Consider the following 15,379-nt stretch of genomic DNA (forward strand, 5'->3'; position numbering starts at 1 on the left):
CTAGGTTTTTAGTTTTTGTCCGGTTTGTTCCAGCAAGCGGTTATACGATTCCGGTGTATCCATGTCTGCAGATGCCTCTCCCGGGTCCAGATAGCTCACGTTTTGCGTTTCCCGGGCAATGAGTTTGCGGGCCCCATGGGCATCGGGGAGGTACAAAAGGGCGTCCCAATACTTTTGTGAAAAAAGGGCGGGCACCCCTCCCCCATCCGGGTATCTGGAAGCCACTATGCCCGCATGGCCTCCTTCCCGGAAAACGCGCACAACTTCCCGCAGGTAGCCTTCCGAGATCAATGGCTGGTCACATACGAGGATCAGTACGCCCGGGGCCTGGGGCGATTTTTCCCGGACCGCTTTCATCCCACACCGGATACTGCTGCCCATTCCAAGGGCCCAGTGCGGGTTAAAGGTGCTGGCTACTTCCAGCTCTGCCAGGACAGTCTGAACTTCTTCCCCATGGGCGCCTGTAACCACCAAGGGGATGAACCCAGCTTTCCGGACTTCCCCAAGGATATGGCCCAGCACGGTTTGACCCTTCCAGTGAAGCAAGGATTTCACCGTGCCCATCCTGCTGGATGCGCCTGCCGCTAAAACCAGGGCCGGCATGGGTTCGGTCATGGGGTATGGATAGCTCCGGTTTTATCTTTGAGCGATATCGGATTGGTCTGCCGGAAAACGGAGAGGATTTCTGAGAGGATGGAAATCCCGATTTCCTGTGGCGTTTCCGCACCAACGTCCAGGCCTGCAGGCCCGTGCAATCGGTCAACCCAATCCGGATCGAGATCGGGGCGCCGCTCCAACAGGTCGTTAATAAGGCGTTCCCTCCTGTAGGCCGGCCCGAGGATACCCACATAGCCGGGTTGTGCTCCACTGAGGCCCAGCAGGTATTTAAGGTCTTTGTTGTATGAATGCGTCATCAGGATAACAGCGGTCTGAGGGTCTATATCCGAAGCATCCAGAGCCTCTGGCACAATGGCCCTGAAATGGGTTGCCCCGGGGAAGTTCTCCAGGGTCTTTGCCTCATCCGCAGCTACGGTTACCCGTACTTCCCACCCCATTAAACCGGCAAGGCCTGCCAGTTGAACAGCGTCGTGCTCTCCCCCGAAAATTTCCAGCCGCATGCAGGGGCTGAGGGTTTGGCGGAAGGTTTGCAACCCTTCGTGTTCCAGGGATTTTCCACATGGGTAGCTGTCTCCAGACAACAAAAATTGGGTTCCCATACCTGCCAAAGGACCATCCGGTATCTGGTACCTGCTTTCCATTTCGAAGGGTTCCCGGGAGGCTATTTGTGCGGAAAATGCCTCCAGAAAACCTGATCCCGGATGGAACGGTTCCAACAGGATATGGAGGATTCCCTCACAGCCCAGGCGGAACCTGCCGTCATAGGTCATCATCCTTGGGGTCCCGGATTGGAAAACCCCTGTTGCCTGCCGGTATACTTCCTTTTCCACACATCCCCCACTCACGGCACCGTAAGAGGCCCCGTTTTCGAGTAGGAGCATACGGACGCCGGGCCTGCGGTAGGAACTGCCCTCCAGGGCCACTACCGAGGCCAGAACAGCTTTTTGCCCCATTTCCAGGGCCCTGCCATATGCTGTGACAATATGTTTGATTTCGTGGGTCATACTATTGGATTATACGGGAGTAGTGGAACACGGCTGCCTGCCGGGTACGTGTGCTCTGAAGGATCCAGCCGCACAAAACCCCCGGCCCGGGCCAGACTCAGGAAATCCCCCGAGCTGTTCATAGGAACTTCGGTTGCCAGACACTTCCCTTCCCTCCAAAGGAGGTTGACAGTCCGGAAATGCACCAGGTCTGAGGCATTGCGCATTTCAGTGGTCAATTCGGCCATGAGCCCCGGCTGATCCTGGCCCAGACATGCCCGCAACCATCCCCTAAAGTACAACTGAAAATTGAGGAAGGAGGATACGGGGTTGCCCGGGAGCGAAAAAACCCGACAACCCGAAGCGGGGTGCACCCCAAACCAGAAGGGTTTGCCTGGCCGCTGGGCCACCCTGTGAAAGGCTTTATTGACCCCAAGGTCTGCCAGGGCATCCGGGAGGAAATCGAACTTCCCTTTGGAAACCCCGCCGGATAGGATCAAGGCATCCGAGGTTTGCAGCAGTTCCCCCAGGGTATGGCGGATAGCCTCCGGCTGGTCTGGTAAGTGGTGACGGCTGGCAGTAATACCCAGGCCGGAGAGGGCTGTCGCTATCGCGTATCCGTTTGAACTCCGGATTTGGTGGGCCTCTGGTTGTTGGTCTACGGGCACCAATTCATCCCCGCTGGTTACTACCCCGACTTTGGGAAGTTTACGGACAGGTACACGGGACCTGCCCACAGATGCCAACACCCCGATTTCAGCCGGCCCTATTGAAACGCCGGCCTTAAGGGCAAGGGCGCCTTTGGGGGCATCGCTGCCCATAGGGTGGATATTCTGACCCGCTCTGACCGGATGTATACGGATTTGAAACCCGTTTGGCGTCTTTTCAAGGTCTTCATAACGCACTACGGCGTCCGCGCCAAGCGGAACTACTGCCCCTGTGGCAATTTCAATACAGTTCGAGGGGTTCTTCAGCATACGCACCGCATCACCCGCACGGGCCATGCCCTCGCATGGGAAATCCATCATTCCGGCAGTGGCTTGCGATGCCTTCATGGCAATTCCATCCATGGTAGCCCGGTTGTAGGGTGGCAGGTCCCGATCGGTTTCGATATCTGTGGCCAGTACCCGCCCTAATGCCGATTCCAAGGATATCAATTCCACTGGCAATGGCACAACACTATCCAATACAGCCTCGAAGGCCTTTTCGACAGGTGTGAGCTGGTCTGCGCCTTTCATACTTCCCAGGATTGGTCCTGGCACACCGCCAGGTATTGCCGCATCCCGCCCTCGATCCAGTATACCGGTGTTCCCGGCAGGGTTTCGCGTATAATCGTATATGCCTGCCTGCTTCTGGGGCCGCTTTTGCAAATGACATAAATGGCTCCTGCATCCTTGAGTGAATGCAGGTTCTCTTCCAGGTCCAGAAGCGGGATATTCACAGCTCCAGTGGCCGACTTTGCCTTGAATTCGGACGCTTCCCGCACATCGAGCAGGACCGTACCCGGCACATATCTTTGCTGCTGGTATTCCGCCACACTGCAGGTTCCGTCTGCCCTTGTACATCCGGGAATGCTCGAAGTTTCCAGGGGGGCAAGACCTTCCCGGGTTGGATTCCGGTCGAAGGCAATTTTTTGCATTTGTTGTTCGAGGGCCTGGTAAAGCATCAGGTGCCCTGATAATACGCCAGGAAGGTCACAGAGGGCCTTTACGGCTTCAAGTGCCTGCAGACTGCCGATAATAGCGGGCAGGACGCCAAGGGTTCCCAGGGTGTCACAATCCGGTATTTCACCGATAGCCGGCATTTCCGGAAAGAGACAGCGATAGGTTGGCCCTCCGCGGTAATTAAAAACGCTCACCTGCCCTTCAAAACCGTGTAGCGCCCCATAAACCCATGGGATTTCCCTTACCAGGCAGGCATCGTCTATCAGGTACCGGGTTTGCAGGTTATCCGTGGCATCCACTACCAGGTCATACCCTTCCAGGATCCTTAGGGCATTGGTCGGGTGAAGGAAGGTATCGTACAACCGGATTTGCGTATCGGGATTCTGGTCCTGAAGCACTCCGCTCAGCACTGCTATTTTGGATTTCCCAACCTGTTCCGGTCCATAGGCGGGTTGGCGGTGCAGGTTACTCCATTCCACCTGGTCCCCGTCCACCAGGCCAAGGGTCCCAATCCCCATGGCATTGAGGTATGTGGCTACAGGTATCCCAAGTCCGCCGGCTCCTACTACCAGGACCCGGGCGCGGGAAAGGCGCTCCTGACTCTGGGGTCCGAAGCCCTCCAGCCGGGTCTGACGGGTATATCGGCTGGACTTCATCGGGCTAAACGGGATTGGATGGTTTGGTATTCCTCCGGTCTGTTCGCATTGGCCAGGATCTCCGGGTCCTGAGCCACTACCAGATGGGTTCTGGAGCGGATCAGGAATTTTCTCGGGCAGCTGCCCTCCACCTCCTGGAGGTATGCCGGGACACGTGCCAGGGCGTGGGGCTCCCATATGGCAGCCATTGGCTCGGGAAGTCCGCCCTGCTCCAGGGTAAAAGCTGTGGCATCGGCAGCAGCGTCACGGAGCTTCAACAGGTACTCAAGGGCTTCGGCGTCTATCAGGGGCATGTCGCAGGCCAGTACCAACCAGGCCACGTCCGGCAGCATGACATGGGCGCTGAGTAGGCCGTTAAACGGGCCGCGGAATTCATCCCGGTCCGTTATTACCGCCACAGGTCCTTTATAGGGTTGGTCTGCCCGAAGGCTCATAAAAACTTCAGGGACAACGCTATCCAGCAATCGGGCCAGGTAATCCCGCTGTGGTATGCCGTGGTATTCCAGAAGGCCTTTGTCCAGACCCATCCTGCTGCTTTTCCCGCCCGCAAGAACGAGGCCATAAACAGGTGCTACGTGTGGAGTCTGCGCCATGTTAACGTATTAGCCCCCAATGGAGGTCATGGAACTTCCGAAAATAGGGCCGAATCGCTCCTGCGCTTCAAACCCGTCTTTTGCCCGGGAACCCACCGCCTGACGTATGATCTGGCGCACCTCCGATTCGGGTAACCCGGCGCGGAGTTCGCGTCTTACGTTGGCTACCGGTTTGCCGTAAAGGCAGGTAATGAGGTCTCCTGTGGCTGTTACCCTCAGGCGGTTGCAACTACCGCAAAAGGTTCGGCTAAAGGAAGGGATGATCCCGAAGGACCCCGTATGGCCGGGAATTTTGTAATTGACTGAGGTAGAGGTTAACGGGGCGGGCAGTTTTTCAAAATCCGGGTACTGTCCCCGGATGTGCTCCAATATCCGCTTGTGATTCCAGTGCAAGGTCCGGAAATCTTTGCTTCCCCCGTTAAAGGGCATTTCCTCCAGGAATCGGACGCGTACCGGAAACTCCCGCTGGAATTCCATCATCGGGTATATATCCGATTCGTTCTGGCCCTCCAGGACAATGAAATTAATGCGGACCTCCAGGCCTGCCTCGATGAGTTTCTCCACATTCTCCCGGACTGTACGGTAGTAATCCCTCCGGGTGATCCGTGCAAAGGTCTCCGGACTGATGGCATCCATACTGACATTGACGTGGCGGATGCCGAGTTCCGCAAGCCGGGGGATATGCGGCCCGATGAGGGTGGCATTGGTGGTCAGGGATATTTCCCGGAGCCCTTCCAGGCCGGCCAGGTGCTCCAGAAGGTCCATAATTCCTTTCCGCACAAAGGGCTCTCCTCCGGTAAGCCGGATTTTGTCTACCCCCAGGCCGGCCAGGGTACTGCTGAGGGATTTCAGTTCCGCGATACTCAACAATTCGTTCCGGGAGGAAAAACCGATTCCTTCCTCGGGCATGCAGTAATTGCAGCGCAGGTTGCAGCGGTCTGTCACAGCCAGCCGCACATAGTTTATTACCCTGTTATGGTTATCGATGAGCATAGGTATTCTTTAACCGCCACTTACCGGTGGGATAAGGGCTATTTCATCTTCCTCCCCGATTCGGGCATCATCGCCTGTATATTTCTGGTTTACCGCCACGGCCAGGGAAGAAAGCGTGCCGAGCCTTGGGTAGTGCCCTTTGAGGTAGGTTTTAAGATCGCCAACGGTCTGCAGGGCCGCAGACTCCCCTCGGGGGAGTTGCAGCGGGCTTTCCCCGACAATGTCCCGGGTGATTCCGAACAGGAGGATTTTCATACGTTCCTTTTCCAATTTTGGCCCAAAAGGTGCCGTGGGTTGGGCTACCCTTATACCAGGCCATGAGTTACTCATATCCTACTGGCTTAAAGGTACCAAAAAATGGAGCAAAACCCATTGTTTTAACAATCGGCAGGAACTCCTGTCATTCAGGGCGCTGCCTTACTCAACCTTCACAGGGCTTAGAATATGTAGCCGTACGGCATACTACGAATGGCAATTCTCCGTTTTCCATGGAAATCAAACGAACCGTATATGAAATTGAAACGCGCCTACCTGTTGCTCCTGGCCCTGGCAGGGCTTGTTGCCTCCTGTGGCAATGCCGATGATGATGTAAGCCTGAACCTGAATCAAAACGGGGACCTGGGCCTTGGCAAACCCGCCGATGACTGCCTGTCTTTCGGCACCAATGAATTACTCTTGTCCATTCAGGACCAGTATACCACCCTCCCGGGAAAAGTCTCTGTTTTTTTCAGGGTATCCGATGACCTCGGCAACCCTGTTGCAGGCCTGACTGCCCAGAATTTCACGATTTACGAGCAGGGCAGGAACGACGCCTGCTTCAACACCATTTCCACTTCGGAATCCCAGGCCCGTATCTCGCCCAATTCGCAGATTTTCACCAACCACACCCTTTTGGTGCTGGACCTCAGTAATAGTGTGCTCAGTGGCAGTCTGCAGGAACTCAAATCCGCTTCCACGAGTTTTATCCAGAACGTAATGCCGGCTGTGGAAACCGAATCCTTTAAAATGGGGATTTATTGGTTTGACGGGGAAGACATTCTGCACGAACTCCAACCCCTAACCCCTTCCCGATCTGCCCTCACCGCGGCCATTGAGGGGATCACCCAGGATATCAGTAATGACCCCTCTACGGACCTTTACGGTGCTGTAATCAAGAGTACCGATATCGCGGAAGACCTGCTGCGGGAAAGTGCTCAGAGCAACACCATAGGGGCAGCATCGGTGGTTATTTTTACCGATGGTACCGACCAGGCGTCGCGGTATTCCGAGCAAAGCGCCCTGGAAAAGGTGGAGGAGGCCGATACCAATATTTCATTTTTCACCATCGGCCTGGGGGCCGAGATAGACTCCTCGGTATTAGAGGAGATTGGAAAGACCTTTAGTGTGTTTGCCGGCAACAAGGAAGAATTGGAAATCACCTTTAACCAATTGTCCCAAAAAGTCTCGGAGCGGGCCAATAGCTTCTACCTCTTTGAATACTGCAGCCCCAAACGGGATGGCAGCGGCGAAAACAACCTGGTAATAAGGGTTCTCCGCGACGGGCAGCAGGGAGCGGTGCAAACCAGCTTTAGCGCGGACGGCTTTACCGCGGGCTGTGAATAACGGAATAGACTTCTACCAAAAAAGGCTTCCACTCAGGAAGCCTTTTTTTTGACATCCTCCCGCCGACCGTACCAAGTAGGGTTTTTGGCACGGCACTTGTTCTATTGATACAACAGCCTTACATCCTAAAAACACAGTAGAGCAGTAACCTTAAAAGCGTTCGTCATGGATGTAATTCACGAAATCATCGCACAAAGCCCCATCGGTGCCGCAGCCTCCTGGTTCCGCGCCCTGATACTCAGCCTTTTTATCGCCATTGTAACCCTATTGGGCGGCATGTTGGGCGTCCTGTTGCTGTACGGCAACCAGTTCCAGTTCAGTTTCGGGTATTAAGACCCGGATTTACGGAGGATCAGGCTATTGTTGCCTGTTTCCCATTCCTGTTCCAGGTCATACAGAAACCCATTGACAATGGCGTAGAGCGGTTTGTTTTCCTTGTAGAGAACAAAGGTGGCATTGTCCCCGATATCCCATTTGGATGGAGGGTTTTTAAAGCCGGCTCCCACAATATGGACCGGGAAAGGGACATCCATTTGTTTTTCGGGGACATTTTGGACCCTTACATATGTATAACCTTCTTGGAGCAAGGACCGGAAATCGAGGCTGGAGACTGCGTCCATATCCGGAAGCACTGTAGGATAGAGCTTGCCACTGCGCAGTTCCAGACCCGTAGCCTGAACGGTTTCGTACCCATAAAAAGTAGACAGGTCGCCCATGTCGGTAATACGTCCGATATTCCAGAAATCCCTGTGGCCATCCCTGTCTACTTCGGCGCGGTAGATCCCGAAGTCCATAAGGTAGCTTTTGCCTTCCAGGGGGTAGGTAACCTCCTGTATTTTTAAATCGAGCATTTTCCGGTCATTCTCCGGAATCTGGTAGTAATCGTCCAGGGACACCCCGGTATAGCTTCCCGAAGCAATGGCGTAGATAGCCGAAAGGATGGAAACGTAATTCAGTTTGCGTATTTCCTGTTTTTCGAGGTCCTCGGGATATCCGCCGGATTCTATCAGGATGGCGCTGGTTCCCCATTTCTGGATGTTATCCCCAAAGGCGCGGGGCTCAAAGTCGTCGTTGTAGCGGCCTACCTGCCCCGGGGCATATTCCTGCAGGATCCGGTTCATGTATCCGATAACCCGCATGGCGCGTGCCCGGACCACGTTGACCTCCTTTTCGTAATTGTAGGCCGGCGCCAGGTAGGAAATCGTAGCCGGTTTCGGGGTCTGCTCGGCATTGTAGTACCGACTCTGGTCGTGCAGGTTAAACCCGAATTCGGCCTGCAGGCTGTCCCGTACGCGTTTCAGGGTTTGCCCTTCGGGCGATTGCAAACGCAGGGCGTCCCGGTTGATGTCGATGCCCAGGAAATTATGGCGCTGGAACCTTGCGGCTCCATCGGGGTTCAGCATGGGCAAAAAGTGGATGCGGACCGAATCCAGCAACGCCTGTTTTTCTTCCCGGAAGTCCTCTGAAGACAGGAAATTCAGGATGTCGAAGATGGCCTGGGTGGCAGTGGGTTCGTCCCCGTGCATCTGAGACCAAAGGAAGATATCGGTCTCCCCGCGCCCGGTACTTAGGAGCCTCAGGTCACGCCCTTCAATGGAGCTGCCCACCTTCCGTACTTCAAAGCCTTCCGTCCGGGCAAACCGATCGATTAGGGGCTGAATGTCCTGGTGCTGAATCCGCCGCTGGCCAATTGAAGGTTCCCGGTACTTCTCATAGGTTTCAAAAAACCGCTGGGTGAAGGCTTCCGTTTGGGCTGTAGCCGAAAGGGATATCCCGCATACGGCCAACAAGAGGCATTTTCTAATCATTTGTTATGGAATTTGGAGGGCCCTGAAGGTTCAGCGCTTTCACCGCACGGCGGATGCGCTTCATAAACCCTTGGCCCGGGTCTGTTTTTTCGGTTCGGTACCCGCTGTCTTTTTCCAACCAGAGGGGGTGGCCATCGAAGGCCGTGTATTCATAATGCCCAATCAGGTAGGTGATGGGATATCGCCTGCTAAGTTCCCGGACGAGCCAGATGTTGGCGGCTTCCTGTTCCCGGGTCAGGGGTGTCTGCGGAGTGCCCCCCACATTTTCGATTCCGATGGCAACATGGTTAAGCCCAATGGTATGCCGGGCCATCAGGGTATCTGGCATCAGGTGGTAAATGGTGCCGTCCCGGTCTACCAGGTAATGGGCAGAAACGTTCAGGGCGCCTGCCGAATTAATATCGGGGCGCGAATTGGGCAGCCGGGCAGGCTGGAAAGCGTCGAAAGAGCCCTGCAGACTGGGGATAGCCGTCCAGTGCAAAACGATCATTCGCGGCGTAATCCCGGGAGTACTCTGTACAATACCATAACGCTGTTCCAGATAGTCCAGGGTCAGGCGTTCGCGCTGGGTATCCCAGGAAATGGGTCTTTCCACAACCAATGGGGTATAGGCCGAACACGAAAGGGACAGCGCCAGCAATATCAGAGCGCCTAAGCCGCTAACGATTCTGAATTGCCTCATATTTTTTCCTTTTAACCGTATCTGTTTTTTCGATGCGGTACCAAATTTTCCGTTTTCGCCTTCCCCATTTCCGGGCAGCTTTCACATCGGTGCCCATAAAAATATCGATATGCCGGTGAAAGCGTCGGTTCATTTTATCCCGGACCAGAAAAGTATCCCGCCAGCCCCGAATCCGCACCCGGGTATCCCGCTCCAGACCCAGCTCCAACAGGTCGCGGGAAATGGCAATGGATGGGGTCTGCTCGGAGAGGGTGTCGCCCCAGGCCGCCAATAAAGGGTCGCCATCGGTTTGTGCCTCGGAGGCATTGTACGCCGTTGCCGTTACTTCCAGGGGCAGCCAGTCATACTGGTTTTCCGGAGGATTCTTCTTGCAGGCACCCAGTAAAGGGAGTGCTATAAATACAGGGGCTGCCACCAGCGGATTGACGCGTGGTCTCCCCTGCCCCGGGTACTTCCGGGTATCGACGTAGTTGGGTGGATGCGTGGCCAATTGTGTATCTTGCTGGTTAAAGATACAGTTCCTTCCGAAAAGTTCAGCCTATGAGATGGTTTAAGCGAATCCTCCTGCTTGTGGTAGTGTCCCTTTTGGTCTTTCTGGGATTCCAGTACCCAAAACTCGCCATTATCACAGGATATGCCGCCAAGAATATGGCTTCGACCGCCTTTATTGCCGGGCGATCCGAACAGTCTGTGAACCAGAATGACCACCAGGTCCCCCTGATCGAGATGGCCAAAAGTACCTACCGGGAGACAGACCAAACCGGTCGTGCCACGGTCCTGGGTCTGCAGTCGCGGGAAGCCATTTGCCGGGAGGGCCTGGGCTGCGTTCTGGTACCCCCGGGGGAGAAGGCTCCAACATCCGGAGCTACCCCGAGGAGAAGTTCCACCGAATTAGCCCTGCCTTACCCCCTGGGCCACCTACCCGCGGTAGACACCACCTTTTCGGAAGTGGATTACGCCTTGGTTGCGGAAGCCTTTGACCAGGCCTTCAAGGACCCGGAAATACAGCGCACCCGGACCCTGCTGGTCCTCTACAAAGGGTATTTGCTCCGGGAAAAATATGTCGAGGGGTTTGGCCCCGATACCCCGGTACTGGGGTGGTCCATGACTAAAAGTGTCCTGGCGACCCTTTACGGGATCCTGGAGTACCAGGGCCAGTTAGATATCGATATGCCCACCGGCCTGGCAGGGTGGGCATCAGACCGGCGTTCCCAAATCACATTCGAGGATTTATTGCGTATGCAAAGCGGCCTGGAATGGGACGAGGACTATTCCGGGATCTCCGACGTAACCCGGATGCTGTTCCAAAGCAGCAGCATGCCTGTGGTCCAGGCCCGGAAAGAACTGGCCGGTGCCCCCGGAACCCTCTGGAATTATTCCTCCGGGACCAGCAACCTCCTTTCGGGGTTGCTAAGGGACCACCTGGGCAATGACCAGCGCTACCTGGATTTCCCTTACCGGGAACTCGCAGATAAAATCGGGATGAACAGCCTGCTGATTGAAACCGATCTGGATGGAAACTTCGTAGGGTCGTCATATGCCTGGGCCAGTACCCGGGACTGGGCCAGGTTTGGCCTGCTCTACCTTCGGGAGGGACAGTGGAACAGCACGAGGCTATTCCACCCGGATTGGGTACGGGAGGTTACTACCCCTACGGAACATTCCAATGGCCAGTATGGCTTGCATTTCTGGTTGAACCGGGGTGGCACCTATCCGGATGCCCCGCCAGATCTCTACATGGCTAACGGTTACCAGGGCCAACACGTCTTTATTATCCCCTCAAAGGATTTGGTGGTAGTGCGAACCGGGCTTGCAGAATCCCCCGATTTTGACGCCAATGCCGTTTTGTCCCGGTTGGCCCGGGCGATCCGAAATTAGGTTTTCTAGGGAGTATTTCAACGGCAGGAATGACCGTTTGTCGGATACACCACAGAAAAAGAACGCTTCACAACAAAAAATTCCTCCCCCGGTTGCTTTGGTCTAAGTTTACCTTGTCTTACTTGCTAAGACGGAGTAATTTTTTCATTTTCATATAGTGTTCTCGTAGAAGAGTCCTGGTGTAGCATCAGGGCTCTTTTTTTTTAAGGGATCCACTTATCCTTCCCGAAATCCGGCTTGCGCTTTTCCAGGAAGGCATTTCGGCCTTCAATAGCCTCATCCGTCATATAGGCCAGGCGGGTGGCCTCCCCTGCAAAGACCTGTTGCCCTACCATCCCGTCGTCTGTGAGGTTCATGGCAAATTTGAGCATCTTGATGGAGGTGGGCGATTTGGCCAGGATTTCCCGGGCCCACTCCCAGGCGGTATCCTGCAGCGCTTCGTGCGGGATCACGGCATTGACCATCCCCATTTCGAAGGCCTCCTGAGCGCTGTAATTCCGGCCCAGGAAGAAAATCTCCCGGGCTTTCTTCTGCCCCACCAGCTTGGCCAGGTAGGCAGACCCGTAACCCCCATCGAAACTCGTAACATCCGCATCGGTCTGTTTGAAAATAGCGTGCTCCCTGCTGGCCAGGGTCAGGTCGCAAACCACATGCAGACTGTGTCCCCCGCCCACTGCCCACCCGGGCACTACGGCAATAACCACCTTGGGCATAAAACGGATCAGCCGCTGCACTTCCAGGATATTCAACCTGTGGTAACCGTCCTGCCCTACATATCCCTGGTGCCCCCGGGCACGCTGGTCTCCCCCACTACAGAAGGCGTACACCCCGTCTTTGGGAGAAGGGCCTTCACCGGTAAGCAATACCACCCCTATAGACCGGTCTTCCTGGGCATCGTAAAAGGCCTGGTAGAGCTCACTGGTTGTTTTAGGCCGGAATGCGTTGCGCACTTCCGGGCGGTTAAAGGCAATGCGGGCTACCCCGTCGCATTTTTGGTACGTAATGTCTTCGAAATCGGCTGCCTTTTTCCACTTCGGCTTTTCCATAGACCTGCATGTATTAGTTGACGCCCTAAAGATACGCCCTGCGGCAGAACTGAAAAGGATTTCAACGGGGTTTCCGGTTTTTTTCGGCAATCCAGCGGGATAGATACCGATGGCTGTCAAAAGCCTTGTACCTGAGCAGCGCTCGGAGGATTCCGGCCTCTCGGCCCTGGTGTTGTACTCCGGCGCCTTCCCACCAACCCGCAAGGACACGGGCCCAGAAGGAGGGCTCCCGGAAATGTTCCCGGGTCTCAGCAAGTTGGGTGTCCAGGGCCTGCTTCCATTGGTTTTGGTCCTGGTAGAGCGAGGCGCAACGGGAAACAAACTCCCGGGCGTCATACCCCGGGCAGATATGTGCCCCTTCACCGCTGAAAAGGCCTTCTGCGCCTACCGGGGTGGTCAGGGTAGGCAGACCACAGCTCAAAGCCTGCAGGATTTTCCCTTTGACCCCGGCCCCAAAGCGCAGGGGTGCAACCTGCAGCCTGGTCTTCCGGAAAACCGATTCAATATCCGGTACATGGCCATGAATTTGTATGTGGGAGGTAGCATCCATGCCCTTTTTCCATTTCTCCGGGAGGTAGGCTCCGCAGATGTGCAGTTGTGCCTTCGGCAGGGTTTCGGCCAGCAGGGGGGCAAACATCTGAACAAGCCATTTTACAGCATCCCTGTTCGGGGCGTGCAGGCCATTCCCGACAAAGACCAGGTCTTTTCGCGATTCAAACCCTGGGTTATCCACTGTTCTCGCGTCCTTGAACCCCATAGGCAGGTACAAGAGGGAATCGGAAAGCAGGGGTAGAATCTCCCTGAGGAGGGCCACCTCGGCCCGTGATACCAGGAAGTTCAGGTCGGTACGCAACAGGCTTGCCATTTCCCTGTAAAAGGCAGGTTCCTCCAGCAGGTCCGAAACCTCCCACTCCCGCCCGGCACCCAGGGCTGCAGCCCTGGAATACCGTAAGCTGTGCAGGTCCTGGGTATCCAGAAGGAGAAGCGCCCCTGGGAGGGTATCGCGTACCCGCCAGCCAAACTGCTCCTCGGTAATGAACCGGTCGAAACAAACCGCGTCATACTGCTCCTGCCGCAGATGTCGGTTAAAGGTTTCGCTATTGAGTTCGAACGTATGGCACCGGATTTCCAGGGTTTCCAGCGGGGCAGACAGAGGGCCGCGTTCTGCGGTGCTTCCCATATGGACACGGGCACCCATTTGCCGGAACACCTCCAGGATCTGCAATGTCCTGTGTCCGGCTGCACTGGCCTCGGGTTCGGGCCACTGGTGCCCGAGATACAGGATTTTTCCGGGCAGTTGGGCCATTACATCATCGCGGCATAGAGTTGGGAAATACGAAGCCGGAGCCGGCGTTCGTAATCTTCCTGCAGCCAATCCTTGTAGTTCTTGGTGTTGTTCATGATGCAGTAGGAATACTGCTTGATCCTGAATTCGATCTCCTCCCGGAGTTCCCTTGCCAACAGGCGCGCTTCAAAGATATCCGGGCTGTTCTCCACGCACATTCTGGCGTGTTGTTCAATGGAGCGTTCCAGGACCAGTTTCGATTTTTTGCCTGCAGCAAAAACCTTTTTGTACTCCGCCTTTACGTCGAAATCGATTTCCGGGGTCCGGGAAAACCTGGCGCGAAGGGATTCCGGCATTTCATAGACAAATTCCCGCTCAATCTCCTCGTCGTTTCGGATATTCTCCAGATAGAAATCCGGGAAGTGGAAGATCTCCTGCCAGTCTACCGGGGCATCCCAGGGGCCAAACCGGGCAATGTTGTTCCCCAGGTCTACCACATTGAACTCCTCCTTGTCCTTATAGATCCGGGACCCCCGTCCGATCATCTGGAAATACAGTGTAAGGGACCGTGTGGCGCGATTCAGGATGATGGTTTCCACACTGGGCTCGTCGAACCCGGTGGTGAGAATACTTACCGAGGTGAGGATGGCATCCGGGGTATTGGAGAACCACTCCAAGATCTCCCGCCGCTCCCCTGCCGAATTTTTATTGTCCAGGTGACGGATGGGATATCCTGCCTTCTTAAAGGTTTCATAGACATACCGGGAGGTACTGATCCCGTTGTTGAAAATCAGGGTCTTGGTGCCTTTTGCCACTTCCTCGTAGGCGGTGAGCAATTTGCCCAGCATCAGGTTGTTGCCGTACAGGGCGTCGGACGATTTAACCGTATAGTCCCCATGGATCCCCAGTTTAAGGGATTTCAGGCTCACATCGTAATTGTACATATTGGCCCGGGCCAGGAACTTCTTCTGGATAAGCGACGCTATGGACTCCCCTACAATGAGCTTTTTGTAGTGGTCCTTCATGGGGAGTTTGATGTTGGAGCTCAGAGGGGTGGCCGTAACGCCCAGGATAATAGACTTTTCGAAATACTTGAATAGCTTCCGAAAGGAATTATAGTGCGCCTCATCGATGATAACCAGGCCAACCCCGGAAAGGGCAATGGCTTTCTCCTGCAGGCGGTTGTTTAAGGTTTCCACCATGGCCACGTAACACTGGTAATCCTCCTCCCCTTCCAGGTGCTTCACATCGCTGTTGATGATTTTGTTTCGAACTCCAAAGCCGCTGAGCATGCGGGAGGTCTGGTGGCTAAGTTCTATACGGTGGGTCAGGACCACAACTTTCCGCTGTTTCTCCCGGATGTACCGACGGGCAATCTCGGAAAACACCACGGTCTTACCCCCACCGGTAGGCAACTGGTAGAGTAAGTTGATATCAGACGGGGACTCTTCCAGGCAGGAAAAGATCTTGCCCAGGTCCTGGAGCTGATAGTCGTAAAGCGTTTTTTCCTTGGTCTGCGAGGACATACCCAAATGAAACTAGTAAACAGTTTAGGGGCCTTTTATGGAGGG

Annotated in this window: 16 protein-coding genes; 3 read left to right on the top strand and 13 right to left on the bottom strand. The window is 55.1% G+C overall.

The window, feature by feature from the left end:
- Genes CA832_RS08490 through CA832_RS08520 form a run of 7 tightly spaced genes read right to left on the bottom strand, consistent with a single transcriptional unit; the run spans position 1 to position 5,762 of the window.
- Positions 1 to 615 (bottom strand): nucleotidyltransferase family protein, encoded by a 615-nt coding sequence (locus CA832_RS08490; protein ID WP_088341146.1) that lies wholly within the window; start codon positions 613 to 615, stop codon positions 1 to 3.
- A complete protein-coding gene (locus tag CA832_RS08495; RefSeq protein ID WP_088341147.1) occupies positions 612 to 1,622 on the bottom strand; it encodes an XdhC family protein in 1,011 nt (336 codons plus the stop codon). The genes CA832_RS08490 and CA832_RS08495 overlap by 4 nt, the downstream gene beginning before the upstream one ends.
- Positions 1,619 to 2,839, bottom strand: a complete 1,221-nt coding sequence (locus CA832_RS08500; RefSeq protein WP_088341148.1) for a molybdopterin molybdotransferase MoeA — start codon at positions 2,837 to 2,839, stop codon at positions 1,619 to 1,621. Before CA832_RS08500 ends, CA832_RS08495 begins: the two co-directional genes overlap by 4 nt.
- Complete coding sequence (locus CA832_RS08505; RefSeq protein ID WP_088341149.1) at positions 2,836 to 3,921, bottom strand: HesA/MoeB/ThiF family protein; 1,086 nt, start codon at positions 3,919 to 3,921, stop codon at positions 2,836 to 2,838. Before CA832_RS08505 ends, CA832_RS08500 begins: the two co-directional genes overlap by 4 nt.
- Positions 3,918 to 4,514: a molybdenum cofactor guanylyltransferase gene (gene mobA / locus CA832_RS08510; protein WP_088341150.1), complete on the bottom strand. Its 597-nt coding sequence runs from the start codon at positions 4,512 to 4,514 to the stop codon at positions 3,918 to 3,920. Before mobA ends, CA832_RS08505 begins: the two co-directional genes overlap by 4 nt.
- A gap of 9 nt (positions 4,515 to 4,523) precedes the next feature.
- Complete coding sequence (gene moaA / locus CA832_RS08515) at positions 4,524 to 5,507, bottom strand: GTP 3',8-cyclase MoaA (RefSeq protein WP_088341151.1); 984 nt, start codon at positions 5,505 to 5,507, stop codon at positions 4,524 to 4,526.
- 9 nt (positions 5,508 to 5,516) lie between these two features.
- Entirely contained in the window at positions 5,517 to 5,762 is a 246-nt protein-coding gene (locus tag CA832_RS08520; protein WP_088341152.1) for a MoaD/ThiS family protein, read from the bottom strand.
- Between the two features lie 255 nt (positions 5,763 to 6,017).
- Between CA832_RS08520 and CA832_RS08525 the strand changes: the two genes are divergently transcribed.
- Together CA832_RS08525 and CA832_RS15025 are read left to right on the top strand one after the other, a co-directional pair.
- The gene (locus CA832_RS08525; RefSeq protein ID WP_088341153.1) at positions 6,018 to 7,109 is read left to right on the top strand and encodes a vWA domain-containing protein; all 1,092 of its coding nucleotides are present in this window, start codon (positions 6,018 to 6,020) and stop codon (positions 7,107 to 7,109) included.
- Positions 7,110 to 7,274: 165 nt separating this feature from the next.
- Positions 7,275 to 7,442, top strand: a complete 168-nt coding sequence (locus CA832_RS15025) for a hypothetical protein (RefSeq protein ID WP_158211906.1) — start codon at positions 7,275 to 7,277, stop codon at positions 7,440 to 7,442.
- Here the strand turns inward: CA832_RS15025 and CA832_RS08530 are convergent.
- The 3 genes from CA832_RS08530 to CA832_RS15130 are packed head-to-tail and all read right to left on the bottom strand — an operon-like array spanning position 7,439 to position 10,089.
- Complete coding sequence (locus CA832_RS08530) at positions 7,439 to 8,917, bottom strand: M14 family metallopeptidase (RefSeq protein ID WP_088341154.1); 1,479 nt, start codon at positions 8,915 to 8,917, stop codon at positions 7,439 to 7,441. The genes CA832_RS15025 and CA832_RS08530 overlap by 4 nt on opposite strands.
- Complete coding sequence (locus CA832_RS08535) at positions 8,910 to 9,599, bottom strand: N-acetylmuramoyl-L-alanine amidase (protein WP_088341155.1); 690 nt, start codon at positions 9,597 to 9,599, stop codon at positions 8,910 to 8,912. Before CA832_RS08535 ends, CA832_RS08530 begins: the two co-directional genes overlap by 8 nt.
- On the bottom strand, positions 9,577 to 10,089 hold the full coding sequence (locus CA832_RS15130; RefSeq protein ID WP_198944460.1) for an RlpA-like double-psi beta-barrel domain-containing protein: 513 nt from the start codon (positions 10,087 to 10,089) through the stop codon (positions 9,577 to 9,579). The genes CA832_RS08535 and CA832_RS15130 overlap by 23 nt, the downstream gene beginning before the upstream one ends.
- Positions 10,090 to 10,139: 50 nt before the next feature.
- Here CA832_RS15130 and CA832_RS08545 point away from each other — a divergent pair, with 50 nt between their 5' ends.
- On the top strand, positions 10,140 to 11,477 hold the full coding sequence (locus CA832_RS08545) for a serine hydrolase domain-containing protein (RefSeq protein ID WP_088341156.1): 1,338 nt from the start codon (positions 10,140 to 10,142) through the stop codon (positions 11,475 to 11,477).
- Between the two features lie 203 nt (positions 11,478 to 11,680).
- Here the strand turns inward: CA832_RS08545 and CA832_RS08550 are convergent, their stop codons facing one another.
- From CA832_RS08550 to CA832_RS08560, 3 genes are all read right to left on the bottom strand, one after another.
- Positions 11,681 to 12,523 carry a 1,4-dihydroxy-2-naphthoyl-CoA synthase gene (locus tag CA832_RS08550; RefSeq protein WP_088341157.1) on the bottom strand — a complete coding sequence of 281 codons (843 nt, stop codon included), beginning with the start codon at positions 12,521 to 12,523 and terminating at the stop codon, positions 11,681 to 11,683.
- Between the two features lie 61 nt (positions 12,524 to 12,584).
- Positions 12,585 to 13,829, bottom strand: coding sequence for a glycosyltransferase (locus CA832_RS08555; protein WP_088341158.1), 1,245 nt, complete (start codon positions 13,827 to 13,829; stop codon positions 12,585 to 12,587).
- Positions 13,829 to 15,334: a DEAD/DEAH box helicase gene (locus CA832_RS08560; RefSeq protein ID WP_088341159.1), complete on the bottom strand. Its 1,506-nt coding sequence runs from the start codon at positions 15,332 to 15,334 to the stop codon at positions 13,829 to 13,831. Before CA832_RS08560 ends, CA832_RS08555 begins: the two co-directional genes overlap by 1 nt.
- Positions 15,335 to 15,379: the final 45 nt, after the last annotated feature.

This window comes from Robiginitalea sediminis (assembly GCF_002198115.1).
Classification (GTDB): Bacteria; Bacteroidota; Bacteroidia; order Flavobacteriales; family Flavobacteriaceae; genus Robiginitalea; species Robiginitalea sediminis.